The sequence below is a fragment of the Pseudomonas karstica genome (assembly GCF_009707515.1).
In the GTDB taxonomy this organism is placed as follows: Bacteria; Pseudomonadota; Gammaproteobacteria; order Pseudomonadales; family Pseudomonadaceae; genus Aquipseudomonas; species Aquipseudomonas karstica.
The window spans coordinates 1-21,732 of the sequence record NZ_WLYI01000024.1; the positions used below are offsets into that span (position 1 = coordinate 1).

Here is a 21,732-nt window from a genome sequence, read left to right on the forward strand (position 1 = left end):
GATCGACGGTCCTTGTAGCCGCTGTCGAGGCACGAGGCTGCGATAAGGGCCGCAGGACCTTCAGCGATTCCAAGGCCCAAACGACTGCTGCGCAGCCGATCGCAGGCTGCGCCAGCGGCTACAAGTGATCAATCAAACATGAACCGCGCCTGCACCTCAAACTGGCTCGCCGGCATCGGCCGTCCGAACAGGTAGCCTTGAACCTCGTCGCAACCGTGCTCGCGCAGGAAGTCCAGTTGCTCATGGGTTTCCACGCCTTCGGCGATCACCGCCAGGTTCAGGCTATGAGCCATGGCGATGATCGCCCGGGCGATCTGCGCGTCCTGCTCGCCGTAGGGCAGGCCATCCACAAACGAGCGGTCGATTTTCAGTACGTCGATAGGGAATTGCTTGAGATAGTTCAGTGATGAATAACCGGTGCCGAAGTCGTCTACTGCGATGCTCAGGCCGAGGTTTTTCAGGCTGGCGAGGATCTGCATCGCTTCGTTGACTTCGCGCATCAGGATACTTTCGGTCAACTCCAGCTCCAGGCAGGCCGGTGGCAGGCCAGTGTCCTTGAGGATGGTGGCAATACGGGTGCCCAGTTGGCCGTCGGAGAACTGCCGGGCGGAAATATTCACCGAGACCTTGGGCACCCGCACCTTGTTCTGGTGCCAGGACTTGAGCTGGCGGCAGGCTTCGCTAATCACCCAGTCGCCCACATCCACCACCAACCCAAGTTCTTCCAACACCGGGATGAAGTCACCTGGCGGTACCAGCCCGCGACGCGGGTGGCTCCAGCGCAGCAAGGCTTCGGCGCCAGTCAGGCGTTTGCCGTCGCCGCTGAACTGAGGTTGGTAATAGAGTACGAATTGGTTCTGGTCCAAGGCGTGGCGCAGGTCGCTTTCCAGCTCCAGGCGCTCCAGGGCGCTGGCGTTCATGTCGGCTTGGTAGAACTGGAAGTTGTTCTTGCCGCGTTCCTTGGCGTGGTACATGGCCGTGTCGGCGTTTTTCATCAGTTGGCTCAGTTCGTTGCCGTCCTGGGGGCTCAAGGCGATGCCGATACTGGCGGTGACAAAAAACTCGCGACCTTCCAACACAAACGGTGTCACCAGGCTGGCCAGGATTTGCTCGGCCACATGGATCGCCCGGTTCAATGCTATTTCCCGGCTGCCCCGTGGCTGCAGGAGCAAGGTGAACTCGTCGCCGCCCATACGCGCCACGGTGTCGTCTTCGGCTACGCAGCCCAGCAGGCGGGTGGCCATTTCCTTGAGCATGCGGTCGCCGGCGGCGTGGCCCAGGGAGTCGTTGATCGGCTTGAAGCGGTCCAGGTCGAGGAACATCAGCACCACCCACGACTTCTGCCGTTCCGCCGATTGCAAGGCCGTGTGCAATCGGTCCTGGAACAGCGTGCGGTTGGGCAGGTGGGTCAGGGCGTCGTAATAAGCCAGGCGGTGGATGCGTTGCTCGCTGGCTTTGCGCTCGCTGATATCACTGAAAAAACACACGTAGCTGGCCAGGTCGCCTTCGTCATCGAATACAGCCGTAATGCCCACCCAGGCCGGGTAATGCTCGCCATTACGGCGCTTGAGCCAGACTTCACCTTCCCAGGTGCTGTGCTGGTGCAGTTGCTTGAGCACATAGCGCAGGTGGGCTTCTTGTTGCTCGTCGACGGTGAGCAGGTTCGGCAGTTGATCGAGCACATCGGCCACTGCATAACCGCTGACTCGGCTGAACGCTTCGTTAGCCTGGACGATATAGCCGGCCGGGTCGGTGATCAGGATCGCCGAGGTGGAGTGCTCAAACACCGTGGCCGCCATGCGCAGGTCTTTTTCGGCGCGGCGTTGCTGGCTGATGTCACGGCCCACCCCCAGGATACCTTCGAAGGTGCCGTGCTCATCCCATACCAGCACCACTCGCAGCTCGATGGGTACTTTGCGCCCGTCGGCCCGTAGGCAATCGAACAGAAACAACTGGGTCTCTACCTTGTTGCGTAGCCTGGCCAGCGCCTCGGGATCGCCCAGGGCGCGGCTGACGTGCTCCATCAAGGTGTAGATGCCGGTCAATTGCTGGGGGTTGGCGATGATCGATTGCCAGCCGTTCTTGAAGATCCAATCCACGTCATAGCCCAACACTGCGTTGACCGAAGGGCTGACGTAGTTGAGGGCCAATTGACTGTCGGTGGAGCAAATCACGTCGCTGATGCTTTCCGCCAGCATACGGTAGCGCTGTTCGCTTTCGCGCAAGGATTCGCTGGCTTCGATCTGGTCGGTGATGTCCTTGGCCACGCCAATGATGCGTGTGACCTGCTCGGATTTGCCCTGGGCCAGGGCTTGTTCGCGGATCTCGAAACGTCGCCATTGATTGTTGCGGTGGCGAAAGCGCAGTTGGCATTGCAGTTGGCTGAAGTAGCCATTTTCACGTTGTTGCTGGCGCAGGTCATGGTAATGCCCGGCATCCTCGGGGTGCAGCAGGATTTCCCAGAAGTACTCGCCCATCTGCTGCAATTCGGGCTTGTTATAGCCCAGGGTATGTCCCAGATGATGGTTGCTGAAAATCATTCGCTGACTGATCACGTCCTGCACGTACAGGTGATCGGGCACGGTGCGCACCACGTCCGACCAGAATCCCTCACGTTCCACCAAGGACAACTCGATCAGCTTGCGGCTGGTGATGTCGCTGATACTGAGGATTACGGCCTTATAGTCGCGCTGTTCTTCCGGCAGGCGCATGACCAGCCACAGGTACTGGTCATTGCCGTCGATATCGTTGAGCTGGATTTCCAGTTCCAGTTGTTTTTGCTGGGTCAGTACTGCTTCGAGCAGTTGATAGCCGATAGCAGCGGCGTTCAGCGGGGCCCCATCGATCAGCCGCTCCCAGGCCTGTTCGCAGGACGCTACGTTGAGCAGGCGCACCGCTACTTGGTTGATTTCGGTGATGCGCAACTCCTTGAGCAGCTGCTGGCGCTGCTCCGGGTTGTTTCTCAGCCAGTCCTGCAGTTGCTTGCCGGTTTGCAAGTGCGCCCTGTCAAAGAACACCTGCAGGCCCGAGAGGTCGAGCACGCACAAGGCCACGCCGGTACCTTCGAAAATGTCCTGATAACGGCGGCGTCCTTCATGAACCTGGCGCTGGCGGCGGCGTATGTTCAGTAGAGCGATCAGCGGAATCAGGGACAATGCCAGGCCCAACAGGCATTTGCCTATAAATGCAGGCAGCAGTTGCTCCAGTACCGCGGCTCGATCAAACAGGCCGCGCAACTGCCAGTCGCTTTTACTCAGGGGCGTGATCAGCACACTTTGGTTCAGTTCCTGCGGGGTCAGCGCGGTGCTCCATTGGGGCGCCACCCCGTTGTCACGGCTGACGATCCGGTGGTTCAAGCGATTCTCAATGAGCCACATTGGCCGTTGGCCGTGGCCGTCCTGGCGGGTCAGATTGGCCAGGTAGTTGGGCGCCAGGCGCAAGGCCCAGTACACCTTGGCCCCGCCGCTGGGCTGATTGAGCAGCAGGTAGATGACGGTGCCATCGTTGTTGTTGTTGTTGTTGTTGTTGTTGTTGTTGTTGTTGTTGTTGTTGCTCAAATAATAGGACTGGGCATGGCTGCGCTTGATCAGTTCCGTCAGCCAGGCGCTGTCCTGGCTGTCGTCGGCGCTGTCACTGATTATCGCGCCGCTGGGGGCGAGCAGGGCGACACTGCGCAGTTCCGGCAAGGAGTGTTGCAGGGTACGCATCAGGGCTTGCTGTTGTTCAGTGTTACGCGGTGGCTCGACGATTGGCAGCAGGTTGAGGGCGATCTGCGCACTCAGGGCCATATTCAGGCTGATCTGTTCGGCCAGGTCGGCGCTGTAGTCGATGGTGTATTGCTGTTGGTTTTTCTGGTTCTGCTGCAGTTGGTCCAACAGTTGCCAGAACAATAACGCGAGCAACAGCAGAACCAGCGTCGCCAATGCGCCCTTGAGGGTTCCGTACAGGGGCGCTCCCGGCGCAATATGAGCTGCGCGCAGAGGAGTAGGCTGTGTGGCGTTGGGCAAGCTGTAATCCTGCGGTTTGGCTGGACTGGCGCGTGACGAGCACTATAAGCCGGGCGCCCGGAGGGCGGCTAGCATGCCTTGTGTTGTGGCAAAGTGCCAGCTCTGCTTGGCTGGACTGCCCACACGCATTCAGGTAGCTTTGCCGGTTACGCGAGGGCGTTCCAGCCCCAGACAATCAGGCTTTTTCCGCACGCAGGCATTGATCATCGTCAACGGCCCGCGCCGCGCATGGCCTGGCACGGGCTTCGCCCGCTTAATTCATCAGTTACTGACGCTAGGTTCACCATGGCTCAATACGTATTCACCATGCATCGGCTGGGAAAAGTAGTTCCGCCGAAGCGGGAAATCCTGAAAAATATTTCGCTGTCTTTCTTCCCCGGCGCCAAGATCGGCGTGCTCGGTCTTAACGGTTCGGGTAAGTCCACACTGTTGAAAATCATGGCCGGCGTCGACACCGAGTTCGACGGCGAAGCCCGCCCGATGCCCGACCTGAACATCGGCTACCTGCCGCAGGAACCGATCCTGGACCCGGCCAAGACCGTGCGTGAAGTGGTCGAGGAAGCGGTCAGCGTGATCAAGAACGCCCAGGCTCGCCTGGACGAGGTCTACGCAGCCTACGCCGAACCGGATGCCGACTTCGACAAGTTGGCCGCTGAACAAGCCAAGCTCGAAGCCATCTTGCAGGCCAGCGACGGCCACAACCTGGAGCGCCAACTGGAAGTGGCCGCCGATGCGCTGCGCCTGCCGGCGTGGGACGCCAAGGTCGAGCACCTGTCCGGTGGTGAAAAACGTCGCGTGGCCTTGTGCCGCCTGCTGCTGTCCGCCCCGGACATGCTGCTGCTCGACGAGCCGACCAACCACCTGGACGCCGACTCTGTCGCCTGGCTGGAACATTTCCTCCACGACTTCCCGGGCACTGTGGTTGCGATCACGCACGACCGTTACTTCCTGGACAACGTCGCGGGCTGGATCCTGGAACTCGACCGTGGCGCCGGTATCCCTTACGAGGGTAACTACTCCGGTTGGCTGGAAGCCAAGTCCGACCGCCTGGCCGCTGAATCCAAGCAGCAGTCGGCCCATGAAAAGGCCATGAAAGACGAACTGGAATGGGTACGAAAAGGCGCCAAGGCGCGTCAGTCGAAATCCAAGGCCCGTCTGCAACGCTTCGAGGAAATGCAGTCCCAGGAATTCCAGAAGCGCAGCGAGACCAATGAAATCTACATCCCGGCTGGTCCGCGCCTGGGTGACAAGGTCATCGAATTCAAGAACGTCTCCAAGGGCTACGGCGATCGCGTGCTGATCGACAACCTGTCGTTCTCCATGCCTAAAGGCGCCATTGTTGGCGTGATCGGCGGTAACGGTGCGGGTAAGTCCACGCTGTTTCGCATGCTGATGGGCAAGGAACAACCGGACTCTGGCACCATCGAAGTCGGCGAAACCGTGCAGTTGGCCTGTGTTGACCAGAGCCGTGACGACCTCGACGGCAGCAAAACCGTGTTCCAGCAGATTTCCGACGGCTCTGACCAGATCCGTATCGGCAACTATGAAATTCCGTCGCGTACCTACGTCGGCCGTTTCAACTTCAAGGGCGGCGACCAGCAGAAGTTCGTCAAGGACCTGTCCGGTGGTGAGCGCGGTCGCTTGCACCTGGCCCTGACCTTGAAAGAGGGCGGCAACGTCCTGTTGCTCGATGAACCGTCCAACGACCTCGACGTGGAAACCCTGCGTTCCCTGGAAGAAGCCTTGCTGGACTTCCCGGGCGCCGCCATTGTGATCTCTCACGATCGGTGGTTCCTTGACCGCGTCGCGACCCACATCCTGGCGTACGAAGACGACTCCCAAGCAGTGTTCTTCGAAGGCAACTACACCGAGTACGAAGCGGATCGCAAGAAGCGTTTGGGCGAAGCAGCTGCCCAGCCGCACCGTGTACGGCACAAAAAACTGGCCTGATATAGGGTGCTGGTTTGAAAACGCGGAGCCTTCGGGCTCCGTTTTTTTGCACGCTCGTTCCCACACTTTGATCGTTCCCACGCTCTGCGTGGGAATGCATCCTGTGACGCTCCGCGTCACCATTACGCAGTACTTGAGCCATGCGCCGACTGGTGGAGCGTGAAGTGTCTTGGCCGGCATTCCCACGCGAAGTAAGCGGTCACCAGGTTGTTTCATGCTGGTGCATTGCTCTCAACTTACCTCCCTGTTTAAGTGCAAAATCCCCATAAAATTCAATTTATTTATACTTATTGCACCTTTTAAATTCACAAATGCGACATTTTGTTCTGTCGTGGTGCGACATGAATTGCTAAAGTCCGGTTCAAATACTCCTTAATGACAATAAATTTCCCGAGATTTTTCATGATTGAATCCGTTGAATCCTTCCTTGCCCGTCTCAAAAAACGCGACCCGGACCAACCGGAGTTCCACCAGGCGGTAGAAGAGGTCCTACGTAGTTTGTGGCCGTTTCTTGAGGCTAATACCCACTACCTGAGCTCGGGTATTCTGGAGCGGATTTGCGAGCCGGAGCGCGCCATTGTATTTCGGGTGTCCTGGGTCGATGACCAAGGCAAGGTGCAGGTCAATCGCGGGTTTCGCATCCAGATGAACAGCGCCATCGGCCCCTATAAAGGTGGCCTGCGCTTCCACCCGTCGGTAAACCTGGGTGTGCTGAAATTCCTCGCCTTTGAACAAACCTTCAAGAACTCCCTGACGTCGCTGCCCATGGGGGGCGGCAAGGGCGGTTCGGACTTTGACCCCAAGGGCAAGAGCGACGCCGAAGTCATGCGCTTCTGCCAGGCCTTCATGAGTGAGTTGTATCGCCATATCGGTGCGGACGTGGATGTACCGGCCGGTGATATCGGTGTCGGGGCCCGGGAGATCGGCTTCCTGTTTGGTCAGTACAAGCGCCTGAGCAACCAGTTCACCTCGGTACTCACCGGCAAGGGCATGACCTATGGCGGCAGCCTGATTCGCCCGGAGGCCACCGGTTTTGGCTGTGTGTATTTCGCTGAAGAAATGCTCAAGCGCCAAGGGTTGCGAGTGGAGGGCAAGCGCGTAGCCATCTCCGGTTCCGGCAATGTCGCTCAATACGCGGCTCGCAAGGTCATGGACCTGGGCGGCAAGGTGATTTCCCTGTCCGACTCTGAAGGCACCCTGTACTGCGAAAGCGGTCTCACCGAGGAGCAATGGTCAGCGTTGATGGTGCTCAAAAACACCCAGCGCGGCCGCATCAGCGAGTTGGCCGGGCGTTTCGGCCTGGAGTTCCGTGCCGGTAAAGCGCCGTGGGAACTGGTCTGCGACATTGCCCTGCCATGCGCCACCCAGAACGAACTGGACGCCGAAGCCGCGCGCACGCTGTTGCGCAATGGCTGCGTGTGCGTGGCCGAAGGTGCCAACATGCCCACCACTCTTGAGGCTGTGGATATCTTTATCGACGCAGGCATCCTGTTCGCTCCGGGCAAGGCTTCCAACGCTGGCGGCGTGGCAGTGAGTGGCCTGGAAATGTCGCAGAACGCCATGCGCTTGCTGTGGACCGCCGGTGAAGTGGACAGCAAGCTGCATCACATCATGCAATCGATCCACCATGCTTGCGTGCACTATGGCGAAGAAAATGGCCGGATCAACTACGTCAAGGGCGCGAATATCGCAGGCTTTGTGAAAGTGGCGGATGCGATGCTCGCCCAGGGCATCGTTTAAACCTCGGGCTCTATGCGCAGGACCTCGATCAACTGGTCGCCGATGGGGCGCTTCCACAGCACCTCGTCGCCTACTTGGGCACCCAGCAACGCCCGGCCCAAGGGCGAGCCCCAGTTGATCAGGCCCGCGGGGGCATCCGCCTGGTCTTCACCCACCAGTTGAATGCGCTGCTCCTCATCTTGTTCATTGGCAAAAGTCACCCAACTGCCGATCTGCACCTTATCGGTGGAGGTTGCCGGGGCCACCACCAAGGCACTTTGCAGGCGCTGGTTGAAGTAACGCAAATCCCGCTCAAGATCGGCTTGGCGTTGTTTATCGGCCTGCTCGCCCTTGGCGGACTCTTCGTCGTGCTCCTGTTGTAACAGGGCCACCTTGGCGTGCAACTGCGCAAGCCCCTGGGCCGTGAGGTGATTGGGTTGCGCACTGACCTGGCGCTCCACCGGCTGGCTGGCCTGGGCAGCGGCGCTGTCTTCGTTGACGAAAGCTCGACTCATGAGATTCTCCTGCTATGGAGTTTGGGCCATGGTCGCAGGCGTTTAGTTTTGATGGATGTCTGAAAGCGACCTATTGCGAGCGATGGGTGTTCGTTCCCACGCGCAGCAAAGGAGTGCCGCTTTGGAGGCTCTTGATTTATTAGTAGTGATACCACTTCACTTCAAGCATCACCTCATTCACCGGCGTGGCCAAGTGGCTGAACTCCCGCTGGGCACTGAGGCGCAGGCCGAGGTTGCGTGACAGTTCCCACTGCTGATTCAGGCTGATACTACGCCGCACTTCGCCATTGGTGAAGAAGTCGCCCTTAGCTTCCAGGCTGAAGTTACCCAGCGGATTTTTCCACAGTACGCCGGTATTGAAGCCGACCGCGGGGGAGATGAATTCGTCGAAGTCACTGTTGTGCTCCACCCGCACGGTGCCCAGGGCGAAGCCGAGCATGTCGTCGCGCAGTTGCCAGGTACCGCCGGCACCGCCGTTGACGTGGCTGACCAGGGTTTCGTCATCGTGTTTGCCCGGCACGCGTTCAAGCCCGCCGGTGACTTGCCAGGACAATGGCTGCAAGAGTTCATTGCGCGGTGTCAGTGAGCGAATGGTCGCCAAGTCCAGTTGTTGCAACTGCCAGTGGTTACCTTCGTACTGGCGCAGTTTCATCTGCAGGATTTCGATCTGCGCACCCAGGGGGAAGCCTTCGGCGTTGTCGTTGAGGTCGTGGTAAGCCATACGCAGGCCGTATTCGCCGAAGGCCTTGTCGCCACGGGTGCCGATGCCGGCTTGCCAGGTGCGAGACTCATGGCCGTTTTCGGGTAGGCCGGGACGTTCGATTTTCAGGTCCGGCGCCGGGTTCTGATTGATCGCCCGCAGCAGTTCGAAGCTGCGTTGGGAGCGCTCTGTATCGCGCTCCAGACCGTTGGCGCGGTAACGGCCGAGGCGGTAGGCGGCGTCGATGATCAGGGCCTGGCGGTCTTTGGCGATGGCCTTGAAGGTCGGCTCCTGTAACTGCTTCTGGTCGTCGCTGACTTTCAGCACCCATTGTTGTTCATCGTTATCCAGCGGCCTGGCGCGCTCCAGCAGCTCGCGCTCGCGGGAGGGCCGGTAATCGATCTTCTCCACCAGGCCCGCGTCTTTCACCGCCTTGACCGTATCGGTAGGAATGGCGGTCAGGGGGAACTGCTCGGTCAGCCGCAGGCCCGGTCGAGCCACCTGCAACAGTTCCAGCAGCCGGTAGGAGCAGTTTTCATCAAAGAAAAAATAGTCGAACTGGATCTGCTTGAGCTCCCACACGTGTTCGACCATGCGCTCGGTCTCGACCTGGGTCAGGTTTAGCCGGTATTCCCACAGGTCGCGGTTCTCGAGGCTGCGGTATTCCGAGAGCTTTTCCTGGTAAGGCACCAGGGCAAACAGGCCGGGATAGCCGCCCATCAGGCCTTTCCAGGCGTAAAGGATGCTGTTGTCCGAGCCTTCGATATAGGCGCCGAAATTGATGGCATAGCTGAGCAGGGCGGTATTGTTGCTCTGTACGTCAGCCTGGTCGATACGCAGCAAGGTATGGCCGAACATCGACGACGGGCTGTTGAGGTAGGCCGCCGGGAAAATCATCACGGCACTGTGGGGCGCGACGTCCTTGAACCATTGTTTGAATTCTTTACAGTCCACGGCCGGCAGGTCAGTCAGTTGCAACTGATCCTTGAGCCAGCGGGTACGCGCCGGGTAAACGCATTGGGCCTGTTTTTCGCCGAGACTGGCGGGGGCGTAAAGTGCCTGTACGGTAGCCTTGAGCTCCGCGTCCGGATGGTGGGGACCTTCTTCTGCGAGGAAGAATTTCTTGTCGCTGACATAGCTGCGCCAGCCTTTGAGCTTGCCGGCTTCGTAGTGCCCCAGGGATAGCCAGAACGGGTCGTTGGCCAATTGCTGCAAACGTTGATCATCAAGGTGCGGCGCCGCATGCAGCGGGGCGCAGGCGAAAAGAGCCAGGCAGGCAAGGCGTTTGAGCATAGGGGCAACTTAAGTCGGAATAAAAAACACGCCCGAAGTAGGGGCGAGGCGGGCCGCTGCAAAAAATAAAACCCGCGCCTCGAAAGGCGCGGGTGGCTCGAGCTTAAGCCTGGGTTGTGTATTTTGCCAGGCGGGCGTCGCTTTTCAGGACTGCGATGGTGTTGGTATGCACGTCCTCTGCGGTCACGTCAGCTTTGCTGAAAATTTGTTGGAAATGCTCATGAGTGACCGCTGCGAAATGCTCGCGATCTTCAGGCGCAACGCCTAGAACTACGGCATAGGTAGTCAGCGCTTCGCCGTTACCTTTAGCCATGTCTTCGGACAGCTCGTTCATCATGCCATTCATGGCAATCCACGACTTGCCGCCGTAGGACAGGGCGCTGTTGGTGCTACAACCGTTGGTGCCCGAGGTCATGCCGAAAGTGGCGTTGCCAGAGGTGCCGTTGGTGGTGGAAGCCAGGAAGTGGGCAGGAGTGCCGCGCTGGCCTTCGAATAGCATGTTGCCCCAACCGCAGTTCGGGCCACCTGGCGCTTCAGCCATTGCATTGAGGGAGACGACGGTGAAGAGAGTACCGAGAAGGATCCGTTTCATAGCTTTGTTCTCTTTGTGTGCAAACCAATGGACAAGGGTTCAGGTGCCTCGCAGCACCCTAGGGGTCGGTTATTAATCCAACCCGCGCAATTTGGAGTTTAGGCACGATCTAAGGGTTCCGTGATTTTTTGTAAAACAATCAGCCTGGTCTTGTTTTTTTGTAGGATGCTTCTTGTACATATGTTTTCCCTAAGTCGTGCCTTGCCAGGCAACCATACCCGGCGCCAGAATGCCGTCATCTGCCCTGCTTGATGTAAGGAAGCCCGATGCCTGATCCTGTTACTGCCAGCTTGCGTCTAGCGCCCGAAGCGCTGACTCGTCCCTTCTCCGCTGAACAGTTCAGCTTCTCGACTACCAATGATTTGGAGCCCTTTCGCGGTGTGCTTGGCCAGGAACGTGCGGTCGAAGCCTTGCAGTTCGGTGTGGCTATGCCACGCCCCGGTTACAACGTATTTGTCATGGGGGAGCCTGGTACCGGGCGCTTTTCGTTCGTCAAACGCTACCTCAAGGCCGAAGGTAAACGCCTGCAGACTCCGGCGGACTGGGTCTACGTCAATAATTTCGACGAGCCTCGGGAGCCGCGTGCGCTGGAGTTGCCTTCAGGGGGCGCAGCGGCGTTCATTGCCGATATCAACGGCCTGATCGATAACCTGGTGGCGACTTTTCCAGCGGTTTTTGAGCACCCCACTTATCAACAGCGTAAAAGCGCCATCGACCGTGCTTTCAACCAGCGGTATGACCGTGCCCTGGATGTGATCGAGCGCCTGGCCCTGGAAAAGGACGTGGCGCTGTACCGTGACAGCTCCAACATTGCGTTTACCCCCATGCTGGATGGCAAGGCGCTGGACGAGGCTGAGTTCTCGCAACTGCCGGAAACCGATCGCGAGCGTTTTCACGCCGATATCTCCGAGCTGGAAGAGCGTCTCAACGAGGAGCTGGCCAGCCTTCCCCAGTGGAAGCGTGAGTCCAATAACCAACTGCGTCAGTTCAACGAAGAAACCATCACCCTGGCCTTGCAACCGTTGCTGGCGCCGCTGTCGGAGAAGTACGCGGAGAACGCCGGCGTTTGCGGTTACCTGCAAGCCATGCAGGTCTACCTGCTGAAAACGGTGGTTGAGCAGTTGGTGGACGACGCAAAAACCGATGCCCAGGCACGCAAGCTGTTGGAAGAGCAGTATTGCCCGAGCCTGGTGGTCGGCCATCCGGTCAACGGTGGTGCGCCGGTGGTGTTCGAGCCTCATCCGACCTACGACAACCTGTTCGGCCGGATCGAATACAGCACTGACCAGGGCGCGCTGTACACCACTTATCGGCAGTTGCGCCCGGGTGCCTTGCACCGCGCCAACGGCGGCTTCCTGATCCTTGAAGCGGAAAAAATGCTCAGCGAGCCTTTTGTCTGGGACGCGCTCAAACGCGCCCTGCAGTCGCGCAAGCTGAAGATGGAATCACCGTTGGGTGAATTGGGCCGCCTGGCGACCGTAACCCTGAGCCCGCAAGTGATTCCGTTGCAGGTCAAGGTCATTATTATCGGCGCCCGCTCGCTGTACTACACGCTGCAAGACCTGGATCCGGACTTCCAGGAGATGTTCAGGGTGCTGGTGGATTTCGATGAAGATATCCCGATGGTCGATGAAAGCCTGGAGCAGTTCGCCCAGTTGCTGAAAACCCGCACCTCGGAAGAGGGCATGGCGCCATTGACCTCTGATGCGGTAGCGCGGCTGGCCACGTACAGCGCACGCTTGGCTGAGAATCAGGGGCGTTTGTCGGCGCGGATCGGTGATCTGTTCCAACTGGTCAGCGAGGCGGACTTCATCCGTCACCTGGCGGGGGATGAACGGACCGATGCCGGGCATATCGAGCGCGCGCTCAAGGCCAAGGCCACGCGCACCGGGCGGGTTTCGGCGCGGATTCTCGATGACATGCTCGCCGGAGTCATCCTGATCGATACCGCCGGCGCTGCGGTGGGTAAGTGCAACGGGCTGACGGTGCTGGAAGTGGGTGATTCCGCCTTTGGTGTACCTGCGCGGATTTCTGCCACGGTATACCCGGGTGGCAGTGGCATCGTTGATATCGAGCGCGAAGTCAATCTTGGGCAACCGATTCACTCCAAGGGCGTGATGATCCTCACCGGGTACCTGGGCAGTCGCTATGCCCAGGAGTTTCCGTTGGCAATCTCGGCGAGCATCGCTCTGGAGCAGTCTTACGGTTATGTCGACGGTGACAGTGCGTCACTGGGCGAAGCGTGCACCTTGATTTCGGCCCTGTCGAAGACCCCACTCAAGCAATGTTTTGCCATCACCGGTTCCATCAACCAGTTTGGTGAAGTGCAGGCAGTGGGTGGGGTCAACGAGAAGATCGAAGGCTTCTTCCGCCTGTGCGAGGCGCGTGGCCTGACCGGTGAGCAAGGGGCGATCATTCCCCAGGCCAACGTTGCGACGTTGATGCTTGATGAGAAGGTGTTGCAGGCCGTGCGAGCGGGATTGTTCCATGTCTACGCCGTGCGCCAGGCGGATGAAGCACTCAGCTTGCTGGTGGGTGAGCCAGCCGGTGAGCCGAACGAGCAGGGGGAGTTTCCGGAAGGTAGTGTCAATGCACGGGTGGTGGAGCGTCTGCGGGCGATTGCCGAGATGATCAGTGAGGATGACCTCAAGGAGGCTGAGAAGGAGTTGGCGCTACAGGCGTTGGCCGAGGCTAAACCGAGCTGAGTGGTAGCCGCTGCCGAGGCATGAGGCTGCGAGGGGCTGGCCCCAAGGGGCGGTCCTGCGGACACGCATCGCAGCCTCGTACCTTGGCAGCAGCTACAGCAGTACCCGTTGGTCTCTGCCGCCTTGGTTTATAGCGGTTTTCTTCTATTCTCAGTTCAAGGGAAATCAACAGGAGTCGCTGGATCGCAATAGTCTCGCCTCTGGAGGCTGAATACTGGATCTACCGAGGGGTGCCGACATGACGCGCAACCTTTGCCTCACCCGCCATTGCCTGGGCTTGGTCACCCGGATCGAATGTTCCATTCGCCCGCTTGCGGGGGATACCGGTATGTGGACCTTGTTGTTTGCCGCCGGGATGACCGGCGAGCAGCCCTCGACCATCAAGTCCCAGGGCCCGTTTCATGGGCCGTTCGTCGCTGAAACCATCCTTGAATCCATCGTGGAAAGCCTGAGCCTGCATGGCTATCAGTTGGCCGATGATCCGCAAACCTGGTGCTTGCACATGCAGGCGCACTTACGCCAGCTCAATGGTGGTCGGCAGCGGGTGCTCAGCGATATCCGATAAGCGCAGGAGCGGTCAGAAGCCCTGCTTATGGCTGGGTCGCGGGCGCGGCCTCGGGCTTGTCCAGCTTCACCTCAAACCCATACTCCACTGTGCTCAGGTCGTTGCGCTGGTAGGTTTCCAGCAGAGTCGGCTGACCATAGAAGTAGTGCACATCAAACAGCACCGGGCCGTATTCCTCGCCGCGGTGACTAACGGCAAGGATTTCTTTCAAATAGTCGCCGCTGGCGTCCTTGGCAAAAAAGCGCCAGCTATCGGAAGGAAATAGCTGTTGGTCGACCACCAACGCATTGCCCTGCAGCTCCAGCCCCTTGGGCAGTTGCCCGGCGTTGAGCGTGCCTTGTTCAATGGTCGCCAGGAACAGCGGGATAGAGCCCACCGCAAAGGCTGGGTTGTCGGGGAACAGATTGAGATCATAGGTGATGGTGCCGCGGACCGGATCGACTTCGAAAGCCTCGTCCGGCAGTTCGATCGGCTCGCCACGCTTGCCCTCGTCATCGGAGGTGAAGAAGGTGACGGGTGCTCTGTTGCTGTTGCGCGTATTGCCCAGCAAGTCGTCGTTGAACGTGAAGGGGTGATCGAACTCGATACGTGCTGCACTGGCGTCTTCTACTGACTGGCTGATGCTGACGCTGTTTTTCAGCTGCTCCCTGGAAAGCGTGGCGTCCTTGAGCCAGGTGGCCAACTGGTCGTCATGCACCGTCACTGGCATGGGCAGGCTTTGCACGGTTTTTTCCAGGCTGCTCTTGTCGAAGCGGCGTATCGGCAGTTCCAGGTCCTTGCGGGTGGTCGTGGCTTGGGAGAAGTCGAGTACGCTGACCTGCACATTATCGATCAGGCCATTGAAGTACAGCTTGGTGTAATGGCTCTGTTGGTGTTCGAAAGCATCCTGTTCGTCTTCCAGTCGTTTCTCAAAGGTGTCGGACCAGGTTTTCTGCTTCTGCATTGCGGCCAGTTGTTTCTCATAGAACGCCAGTTGCGTGGCGTTTTCGTTGATCGAGCCTGAGCGCGATAGAAATTGCCCAGTAGTGTCCCGGGCCTGCACCAGCAGCGGGTTGGGGGGCTCGTCACCGACGTCCGCTGCCAGCGGAGCGCTGTTGGTCAGTTCGATCTCGGCGTAGTTCTTTTCCAGGGCCAGCAGGGTGACGGTGATGTTTTCTTCGGTGCGCTTGTGGCCCACGTCCTTTTTCGACAGGTCGAAGGTGAAGACCTTGCGCGGTGCGATCACTTCAATCTGGCCCTTGAGAGTGACGGGTTGCGGCTGGCTCTTGTTGTCGGTCTCGATGCCTTCGATGAACGGGTAGCTCACCGTCAGGTCATCCGGGTTGGTCAGGTTGGAACTGGTGGGACTCAACTGTATGCCGGGATCGGTTTCCGACCATTCTGGCTGGAAGGGGATGACCTTGTTATTGCTCAAGGTCACCGATTGCCATTCCAGGCCAATGGGGAAGGGGAACGGGTCAGGCAGGTTGAAGCTGAAGGGGAAGACCGGCTGCAGGTCTGTCAGGTAGTCGGAGTTGGAAGCCTTGCGCAGGACAAATAGACCATTGATATAGGTGTCTACCAGCGCCTGGGGCGTGGGATAGTGCTTGAACAGCGCCAGGCGGTTTTCGCTGTATTCGGTCTCGATGGGCTTGGTGCTGAGCTTGACCCGAGCCCGCTCCAGCAATAGCAGCGAGCCGCCGAGGTCGGCCACGGCCTCCTTGAGCCGGGGGTCCTGAATGGCATCCAGGGACTGTTCGAATTTGGCGGTGCGCTCTTCGAGGCTGGTCTGCTTCTGCTCATCGCTGGGAGAGCAGCCGCTGCCCATCAGCAACGCCACGCACAGGCCAAGGCAGGCCAAAAGGGATCGCGCATCCATTATCCGAGTCTTCCTATCCGACATCATCGAGCCGAGTTGATGACCTCGACACTAGCAGAAAAACTCTTTAACAGATGCGGTGCAGATCAGTTTTCTCGGCAGTTCCTGGCCCTTGGGCGCGGCTGATATACTCGCCGCCATTTCTGGCCAAGCTGTGTGAGATTCAATGGAACGTTTTATCGAAAATGCAATGTACGCCTCACGCTGGCTGTTGGCGCCGATCTACTTCGGCCTGTCCCTCGGCTTGCTGGCGCTGGCGCTGAAGTTCTTTCAGGAAGTGATTCACCTGCTGCCGAGTGTCTTCTCGATGGCTGAGTCCGAGCTGATCCTCGTGCTGTTGTCGTTGATCGACATGGCCCTGGTCGGCGGCTTGCTGGTGATGGTGATGATTTCCGGCTACGAGAACTTTGTCTCGCAACTGGACATCGACGACAGCAAGGAAAAGCTCAACTGGCTGGGCACCATGGATTCTTCGTCGTTGAAGATGAAGGTGGCAGCTTCCATCGTGGCGATTTCCTCTATCCATCTGTTGCGCATCTTCATGGATGCCAAGAACGTCGATCCTCAGCACCTGATGTGGTACGTGATTATCCACATGACCTTCGTGATCTCGGCGTTCGCCATGGGTTACCTGGATAAACTGACCAAGCATTGATTGCCGCCTGGCGCCCTCCGGCGTAGGGCGCAGGGCTCATCAAGGGCGGGGCTTGTGTGCTAGGCTGCTCGCCCTTTTAGTTTGGACGACATGCAGAACCCTGCGCTCCTGCAGGTTTTCTGAGGTTGTCCTACAGCGGAGCCCTTTCATGTCCGAAGTTAACCTGTCCACCGACGAAACCCGCGTCAGCTACGGTATTGGCCGCCAGTTGGGCGACCAACTGCGCGACAACCCGCCGCCGGGTGTAAGCCTGGACGCCATCCTGGTTGGCCTGACCGACGCTTTTGCCGGCAAGCCAAGCCGTGTTGACCAAGAACAAATGGCTGCCAGCTTCAAAGTGATCCGCGAGATCATGCAAGCCGAAGTGGCTGCAAAGGCTGAAGCGGCTGCGGGTGAAGGCCTGGCTTTCCTGGCTGAAAACGCCAAGCGTGAAGGCGTCACCACTCTGGCTTCCGGCCTGCAATTCGAAGTACTGACCCAAGGTGAAGGTGCCAAGCCTGCGCGTGAAGATCAGGTGCGTACCCACTACCATGGCACTCTGATCGACGGTACTGTCTTCGACAGCTCTTACGAGCGTGGCCAACCTGCAGAATTCCCGGTTGGCGGCGTGATCGCTGGCTGGACCGAAGCCCTGCAACTGATGAATGCCGGCAGTAAATGGCGCCTGTATGTGCCGAGCGAACTGGCTTACGGTGCACAAGGCGTTGGTAGCATTCCGCCGCACAGCGCTCTGGTATTTGACGTCGAACTGCTCGACGTTCTGTAAGACCTGCTGCTGGTTACCTGTAGGAGCGAGCTTGCTTGCGAAGATCGTCAACGATAACGCGCACATTCTGGAACCGCGCGTTGTTCTTGAGTTCTTCGCGAGCACGCTCGCTCCTACAGGTTTTTTCAGGGTTGCTCATGGGTGAAACTTGCCATTGAGTTCCGTCACCGGGCGCAACGCTCGGGCATAGCAGAACAGGAACAAGTTACGCACCACCTCCTTCAACACGCCAGGCTCACTGGAACTCAAGCCATTGACGTCCAGGTCGCCCTGATCCTGCAGTTCATTCAAGGCTTCTTCTTCCAGCACCGCACAGACTTCCCCGGTTTCCCGATGGAGGATCCGCAGGTAAGGATGTGGACGGTCCAGCCAGGCATCGATCAAATAAGTCATGGGTCACATCTCCTTGATGGGTTTCAATGAGAATAATTCTTATTCATCGAATAGCAAGTGCCTATTGGCGGTTTTCTGGTTTTTCTGAAGGCGGTATTGTTTTCGAGCAAAAGGCTTGGCCTTTTGCTATTGGGGGGGGCGTTGCGGGGAAGGTGAAGCGCCATCCCGTGCAGGGCACGAGATGGAGGCAGGAATATCAGACTTTCCGGACGAACTCGGACTTGAGTTTCATCGGCCCGATACCGTCGATCTTGCAATCGATATCGTGGTCGCCATCACACAGGCGGATGTTCTTGACCTTGGTGCCGACCTTGACTACCAGCGACGTGCCCTTGACCTTGAGGTCCTTGATCACGGTGATGGTGTCGCCGTCCTGTAGAGCGTTCCCGACGGAGTCTTTTTTCACGGCTTCATCACTGGCAGCCTCGGCTTCGTTGCCAATGGACCACTCATGGGCGCATTCCGGGCAGATCAGCTGTGCGCCGTCTTCATAGGTGTATTCGGAGTTGCATTTCGGGCAGGGTGGCAACGTGCTCACTAAGGCTCCTTGAGGTTCAGGATGGCTAAAAAGCGCACATTATATAGGGTTTTAGCGGGGAGGAGACTAACCCTGTGGGAACGAGCGTGCTCGCGAAGAACTCAAGGACGCCGCGCTAAACCAGGATAGGCGCGTTATCGTTGACGTTTTTCGCGAGCAAGAGCGCAATCAGTGAGTACGTGCGACCGCAAACTCACTCAGCTCCACCAACGCATCGCGGTATTCGCTGGCGGGAAGGGCTTCCAGGCACTGAATGGCTCGGGCGACATAGTCACGGGCCAGTTGCGCTGTATAGTCGAGCGAGCCCGATGCTTCCACGGCTGTGCGGATGCTTTCCAGGTCTTCGATCCCGCCTTTCTGGATTGCCTTGCGCACCAGGGCGGCCTGTTCCGGCGTGCCTTCGCGCATGGTGTAGATCAGCGGCAGGGTCGGTTTGCCTTCGGCCAGGTCATCGCCGACGTTCTTGCCCAGGGTTTCGGCGTCGCCGCGATAGTCCAGCAGGTCATCCACCAGTTGGAACGCCACGCCCAGGTGATCGCCGAAGGTGCGCAGGGCTTCGCTTTGCTCAGGCGTTGCTTCGCACAGGGCCGCGGCACTATGGGTCGAGGCTTCGAAGAGCATGGCAGTCTTGCCGCGAATCACTTCCATGTAGGTTTCTTCGGTGGTGCTGGCGTCGCGAACTTTCGACAACTGCAACACTTCGCCTTCGGCGATGATGCGTGTGGCCTGGGAAAGAATCTTCATCACTGGCATCGAGCCCAGTTCTACCATCATTTCGAACGAGCGCGAGTACAGGAAGTCGCCCACCAGCACGCTGGGCGCGTTGCCCCACATGGCGTTGGCGGTCTCGCGACCACGGCGCATGCCAGACATGTCGACCACGTCGTCGTGCAGCAGGGTGGCGGTGTGCAGGAATTCGATGGTAGCGGCCAGCAGGCGCAGGTCATCGCCTTCGCGACCCAGGGCCTTGCCACACAGCAACACTAATAAAGGACGCAGGCGCTTGCCGCCCGCCGAAGTAATATAGTCGCCAATTTTGGAGACCAGCGGCACTTTAGAAGTCAATTGCTTCTTGATGATGCCGTCGACGGCGCTAAAATCGTCCGCCACCGCGCGGTAGAAAGCTTGGGGTTGCATCAGCGACAGTCGCTCCAGAAGGGTTGCGCGGCATGCTAGGACCCGCGTCTCGTAGTGTCAAGGCGCGATGGACGGCTACTTGCAACACTTCTTTGGCTTGCGTACAATCGCGCACCCTGAACTTCCTGGGCAGCACCTGCCTTACGCAATTGCATTTGGGACGTCCATCCCATGCAGCCATGCCAGCCAATACCTCTTCTTATAAAGCGCTGGGTGAGCAGGATTATCGGAGAAATACCATGTCGTACGCAGTAATCGTTACTGGTGGCAAGCAATACAAGGTCGCCCCAGGTGAATACCTGAAGATCGAAAAACTGGAAATCGCTACCGGCGAATCCGTGACTTTTGATCGCGTTCTGTTGGTCGCCAATGGCGATGACGTGAACATCGGCGCTCCTGTTGTTGCTGGCGCTACCGTTGTGGCTGAAGTGATCTCCCAAGGTCGTCACGATAAAGTCCGCATCATCAAGTTCCGTCGTCGTAAGCACCACATGAAGCGTATGGGCCACCGCCAGTGGTACACCGAGATCAAAATCACCGGTATTCAGGCTTAATTTCAGCCTAATTCCTCACTAGGAGAATTGACTCATGGCACACAAAAAAGCTGGTGGTAGTACCCGTAACGGTCGCGACTCAGAAGCCAAACGCCTTGGCGTGAAGATGTATGGCGGCCAGAAAATCATTCCGGGCAACATCATCGTGCGTCAGCGCGGCACCCAATTCCACGCCGGTTACGGTGTTGGCATGGGTAAGGATCACACCCTCTTCGCGAAAATCGAAGGCGTGATCAAGTTTGAAGTAAAGGGCGCGTTCAACCGCCGTTACGTGAGCGTTGTCGCAGCTTAATTGCGAGATCGCTGGAAAAGCCCTGTCTTGCGACGGGGCTTTTTCGTTTGTGGGGTGAGTCTCTTGCAAAGCTGTTTGTGATGGGCGAAAGCAGCTGGATTTGCGGTCGTTGCTTGAGGTCGCTGCGCTCATTTTTGCAAGAGTCTTATGTCTTGGTTTCTTAAGCTCGTCCATGTGGCGAGAGGCGTTTTGTTATGAAGTTCGTTGATGAAGTTTCGATCCGAGTAAAAGCTGGCGACGGCGGCAATGGCTGCATGAGTTTTCGTCGCGAAAAATTCATCGAGAACGGTGGCCCCAACGGTGGTGATGGTGGTGACGGCGGTTCCATCTACATGATGGCCGACGAAAACCTCAATACACTGGTGGACTACCGTTACACCCGGCACTTCGATGCCGAGCGCGGTTCCAACGGTGGCAGCACTGACTGCACCGGCAAAAAGGGTGAAGAGTTGGTCCTGCGCGTGCCGGTCGGCACCACAATCATCGACTCCGCGACCCAGGAAGTCATCGGCGACCTGACCAAGGCCGGCCAGCGTTTGATGGTGGTTCAGGGTGGCTGGCACGGTCTGGGTAACACTCGATTCAAGTCCAGCACCAACCGTGCGCCGCGCCAGACTACGCCGGGTAAGCCGGGTGAGCAGCGTGACTTGAAGCTGGAAATGAAGGTGCTGGCAGACGTTGGTTTACTGGGCTTGCCGAATGCCGGCAAGAGCACCTTTATTCGCTCGGTATCGGCCGCCAAGCCGAAAGTCGCTGACTACCCGTTCACTACCTTGGTGCCAAACCTGGGCGTGGTCAGTGTCGATCGCTGGAAAAGCTTTGTGGTCGCTGATATTCCGGGTCTGATCGAAGGGGCTTCCGACGGTGCTGGCCTGGGGATCCGCTTCCTCAAGCACTTGTCCCGTACTCGCCTGTTGCTGCATCTCGTCGACATGGCGCCGCTGGATGACACCAGTGCTCCCGATGCTGCTGAAGTGATTGTCAGTGAGCTGACCAAGTTCAGCCCGTCCCTGGCTGAGCGTGATCGCTGGCTGGTGCTGAACAAGTGCGACCAGATCCTTGAAGAAGAGCATGAGGCGCGGGTCAAGGAGATCGTTGATCGCCTGGAGTGGACTGGTCCGGTCTACGTCATCTCGGCGATTGCCAAAGAAGGCACCGAGCGCCTGACTCGCGACATCATGCGTTACCTGGAAGATCGTGCCGATCGCCTGGCTAATGACCCTGTCTACAAGGCAGAGTTGGCAGAGCTCGATCAGCACATTGAAGATGAAGCGCGTGCGCAGTTGCAGGCCCTGGATGATCAGCGTGCCCTGCGCCGCAGTGGCGTCAAGTCGGTCCATGACATCGGTGACGATGATTGGGATGAAGAAGACGTGGATGATGAAGATGGTCCGGAAATCATTTACGTGCGCGACTGATTGGTTGCAGTAAACTTAAGCGCCGCTCAATCGAGCGGCGTTTTGGTATCTGGAAACCGGTAGTCACGAATAACG

Annotated in this window: 17 protein-coding genes; 9 read left to right on the top strand and 8 right to left on the bottom strand. The window is 58.4% G+C overall.

What is annotated here, in order from left to right; translation table 11 throughout:
- Positions 1 to 128 precede the first annotated feature (128 nt).
- Positions 129 to 4,007, bottom strand: a complete 3,879-nt coding sequence (locus tag GIR22_RS17350; RefSeq protein WP_154744537.1) for a sensor domain-containing protein — start codon at positions 4,005 to 4,007, stop codon at positions 129 to 131.
- A gap of 285 nt (positions 4,008 to 4,292) precedes the next feature.
- On the opposite strand from GIR22_RS17350, the gene ettA reads away from it, so the two are divergent.
- The gene (ettA, locus tag GIR22_RS17355) at positions 4,293 to 5,957 is read left to right on the top strand and encodes an energy-dependent translational throttle protein EttA (protein ID WP_154744538.1); all 1,665 of its coding nucleotides are present in this window, start codon (positions 4,293 to 4,295) and stop codon (positions 5,955 to 5,957) included.
- Positions 5,958 to 6,359: 402 nt separating this feature from the next.
- Complete coding sequence (gdhA, locus tag GIR22_RS17360) at positions 6,360 to 7,697, top strand: NADP-specific glutamate dehydrogenase (RefSeq protein WP_154744539.1); 1,338 nt, start codon at positions 6,360 to 6,362, stop codon at positions 7,695 to 7,697.
- Here the strand turns inward: gdhA and GIR22_RS17365 are convergent.
- The 3 genes from GIR22_RS17365 to GIR22_RS17375 form a co-directional block, all read right to left on the bottom strand.
- A complete protein-coding gene (locus GIR22_RS17365) occupies positions 7,694 to 8,191 on the bottom strand; it encodes a GreA/GreB family elongation factor (protein ID WP_154744540.1) in 498 nt (165 codons plus the stop codon). The two genes, gdhA and GIR22_RS17365, sit on opposite strands and share 4 nt — an antisense overlap.
- 139 nt (positions 8,192 to 8,330) lie before the next feature.
- Positions 8,331 to 10,184 carry an Lnb N-terminal periplasmic domain-containing protein gene (locus tag GIR22_RS17370; RefSeq protein ID WP_154744541.1) on the bottom strand — a complete coding sequence of 618 codons (1,854 nt, stop codon included), beginning with the start codon at positions 10,182 to 10,184 and terminating at the stop codon, positions 8,331 to 8,333.
- Between the two features lie 103 nt (positions 10,185 to 10,287).
- Entirely contained in the window at positions 10,288 to 10,776 is a 489-nt protein-coding gene (locus tag GIR22_RS17375; RefSeq protein ID WP_154744542.1) for a DUF3015 domain-containing protein, read from the bottom strand.
- 266 nt (positions 10,777 to 11,042) lie between these two features.
- On the opposite strand from GIR22_RS17375, the gene GIR22_RS17380 reads away from it, so the two are divergent.
- Together GIR22_RS17380 and GIR22_RS17385 are read left to right on the top strand one after the other, a co-directional pair.
- Positions 11,043 to 13,481, top strand: coding sequence for a Lon protease family protein (locus GIR22_RS17380; protein ID WP_154744543.1), 2,439 nt, complete (start codon positions 11,043 to 11,045; stop codon positions 13,479 to 13,481).
- 238 nt (positions 13,482 to 13,719) lie between these two features.
- Entirely contained in the window at positions 13,720 to 14,046 is a 327-nt protein-coding gene (locus tag GIR22_RS17385; RefSeq protein WP_154744544.1) for a PA4575 family protein, read from the top strand.
- Positions 14,047 to 14,071: 25 nt separating this feature from the next.
- Here the strand turns inward: GIR22_RS17385 and GIR22_RS17390 are convergent, their stop codons facing one another.
- Positions 14,072 to 15,904, bottom strand: coding sequence for a hypothetical protein (locus GIR22_RS17390; protein WP_154744545.1), 1,833 nt, complete (start codon positions 15,902 to 15,904; stop codon positions 14,072 to 14,074).
- 166 nt (positions 15,905 to 16,070) lie between these two features.
- Here GIR22_RS17390 and GIR22_RS17395 point away from each other — a divergent pair, with 166 nt between their 5' ends.
- Both GIR22_RS17395 and bamJ read left to right on the top strand, forming a co-directional pair.
- Complete coding sequence (locus GIR22_RS17395; protein WP_154744546.1) at positions 16,071 to 16,559, top strand: TIGR00645 family protein; 489 nt, start codon at positions 16,071 to 16,073, stop codon at positions 16,557 to 16,559.
- A gap of 148 nt (positions 16,560 to 16,707) precedes the next feature.
- Entirely contained in the window at positions 16,708 to 17,325 is a 618-nt protein-coding gene (bamJ, locus tag GIR22_RS17400; protein ID WP_154744547.1) for a BamJ family beta-barrel-assembly machinery protein, read from the top strand.
- 135 nt (positions 17,326 to 17,460) lie between these two features.
- Here the strand turns inward: bamJ and GIR22_RS17405 are convergent, their stop codons facing one another.
- The 3 genes from GIR22_RS17405 to GIR22_RS17415 form a co-directional block, all read right to left on the bottom strand.
- Positions 17,461 to 17,718: a PA4570 family protein gene (locus GIR22_RS17405; protein ID WP_038443494.1), complete on the bottom strand. Its 258-nt coding sequence runs from the start codon at positions 17,716 to 17,718 to the stop codon at positions 17,461 to 17,463.
- A 196-nt stretch (positions 17,719 to 17,914) separates the two neighbouring features.
- Complete coding sequence (locus GIR22_RS17410; RefSeq protein WP_178122328.1) at positions 17,915 to 18,256, bottom strand: zinc ribbon domain-containing protein YjdM; 342 nt, start codon at positions 18,254 to 18,256, stop codon at positions 17,915 to 17,917.
- A 168-nt stretch (positions 18,257 to 18,424) separates the two neighbouring features.
- On the bottom strand, positions 18,425 to 19,393 hold the full coding sequence (locus GIR22_RS17415) for a polyprenyl synthetase family protein (RefSeq protein WP_154744548.1): 969 nt from the start codon (positions 19,391 to 19,393) through the stop codon (positions 18,425 to 18,427).
- Positions 19,394 to 19,632: 239 nt separating this feature from the next.
- Here GIR22_RS17415 and rplU point away from each other — a divergent pair, with 239 nt between their 5' ends.
- The 3 genes from rplU to cgtA all read left to right on the top strand — a co-directional run bounded on the left by rplU (position 19,633) and on the right by cgtA (position 21,657).
- Positions 19,633 to 19,947: a 50S ribosomal protein L21 gene (rplU, locus tag GIR22_RS17420; protein WP_003176051.1), complete on the top strand. Its 315-nt coding sequence runs from the start codon at positions 19,633 to 19,635 to the stop codon at positions 19,945 to 19,947.
- A gap of 34 nt (positions 19,948 to 19,981) precedes the next feature.
- On the top strand, positions 19,982 to 20,239 hold the full coding sequence (rpmA, locus tag GIR22_RS17425) for a 50S ribosomal protein L27 (RefSeq protein WP_003176049.1): 258 nt from the start codon (positions 19,982 to 19,984) through the stop codon (positions 20,237 to 20,239).
- 194 nt (positions 20,240 to 20,433) lie between these two features.
- Entirely contained in the window at positions 20,434 to 21,657 is a 1,224-nt protein-coding gene (gene cgtA / locus GIR22_RS17430) for an Obg family GTPase CgtA (protein ID WP_154744549.1), read from the top strand.
- Positions 21,658 to 21,732 lie beyond the last annotated feature (75 nt).